The organism is Lentzea miocenica, from assembly GCF_033949945.1.
GTDB lineage: Bacteria > Actinomycetota > Actinomycetes > Mycobacteriales > Pseudonocardiaceae > Lentzea > Lentzea miocenica.
The window spans coordinates 1-1,715 of the sequence record NZ_JAXAVW010000086.1 but is presented as its reverse complement, the minus strand read 5'-3'; the positions used below and the strand labels follow the sequence as shown (position 1 = coordinate 1,715).

Genomic DNA, 1,715 nt, shown 5'->3' with positions numbered 1-1,715 from the left:
GATCAGATGGGTAGGCCACAAGGCGAGGTCTCCCGGCCGTGCCGGGCTCCTTTTCCTCATGGCCCCCCGCCGAACCCGGCGTGCAGGTTTCCCTGCACCGGGCTCTCCAGTGGTTACCCCGTGAACCTGTGTCCTGCGTCCTGCTTGTGAATGTCGCCATGGCATCTGTCGCAGACCATGATGGTCTTACGTCGTCGTTTCACCATGATGTCCACCCACTCTGGTAGCAGCGTTTTCGACTTTCCCGAATCTGCGAGTCTCCGGATCTGTCGGACCCGGATTTCTCCTTTCTGCTTGCAGACTTCGCAGCGCCCGGACATGAGCCGCTTGATCAGCTCCTTGTTCCGGACAACGACCGGGGGTGTCACGCGATCGACGATGACCGCGCGCTTCTGTTGTTTCAGTGGAATACCGCCGAACCGGGCAACAAGTGGCTTCCTGTCGGTGTCGCGTTCCATAGCTGCCTCGAAGCATCTGCGTGGACCATAAGGCGTCTCGGTGACAGCCTGATATCGGGCCGCCATACGGGCCGTCGTGGACCGATACTTGCGAGCCAGTGTCTGCAACATCGACAGTTGCATGACCCTGTGCACCTTTGTCAGCCGGTAGACATCTCCGGCGAGCAAGTAGTACTGGGTCAGACCTCGATACTCTGCCCCGAAGACCTGAATGATCTTGAGATCGCTCTCGTTCACCAGTTGAGGCCGTAGCGCGGGTTTTCCGCGCTTCAAGTAAGGAGAACACTTGGCCTTGATCACCGCCAGCGGAACCCGCAGGCCGATCGCAGAATTAGCCGATCGCCGTCCGTTGGTTATCTTGTGATCGCTGTGCTGCGTGGTGATCTCATAGCCGAGAAAGCGTGCCGCGCCTGTTCGGGCGTGGGTGATCAGCGTCTTGTCCTGCGACAGTTCCAGCTTGAGATCGTCACGCAGGAACCGTGCGAGGCGCTGCTTGATCTGCTCGGCTTCGTTTTTCGGTCCGGCGAACCCGAGGAGATGATCGTCGGCATAGCGCACGTAACGCAGCCGACGGTACCCAGGATCACGAGGATCCATACTGGGCAAGGAACGTAACTCTTTCCGCAGGCGAGGAATCGAATCACGGTCACCGTCGCAGCGAGCACGCCTCATCTTCCTCACGACATCGCGGTAGGCACGATTGGGCACCCTGCCTGCCCCGCGCGTGTATTCCGGAACCAACACTGTCTCGACGAACTTGTCCAGCCTGTCCAGATAGATGTTGGACAGAATCGGGGACACCAACCCACCCTGTGGCGCGCCGCTGAGCGTGGCGTTCCACCGCCAATCCTCCAGATACCCGGCCTGCAACATGTGCCGGATCAGCCTCAGGAACCGGTTGTCCTGGATCGTCTCACCGAGTATCCCGATCAGGATCTCATGATCAAGCGACCCGAAACAATCGGCGATGTCACCCTCGATGAACCAGGAAGTTCCACGCCATACCGTCGCCACCTCACTCAATGCGGTGTGGCAGCCACGACGCGGACGGAAACCATGTGAATGGTCAGAGAACCGCGGTTCGTAATACGCCTCCAGCAGGAGACGTATCACCTCACCGACCAGCTTGTCCGACCATGACGGTAGGCCCAGAGGCCGACGTTTCCCGTTTTGTTTCGGGATGTACACACGCCGCGCCGGCTTGAATCGGTAGCGCTCGTGACGCAACGCATCGATGATGCGTCCGATCTTGCCTAG

At 59.5% G+C, this 1,715-nt stretch carries 1 protein-coding gene; it reads right to left on the bottom strand.

The features are described 5' to 3' along the window. Positions 1–113 precede the first annotated feature (113 nt). A partial coding sequence (locus tag SK803_RS46285) for a reverse transcriptase/maturase family protein (protein WP_319972633.1) occupies positions 114–1,715 on the bottom strand: 1,602 nt, incomplete at its 5' end.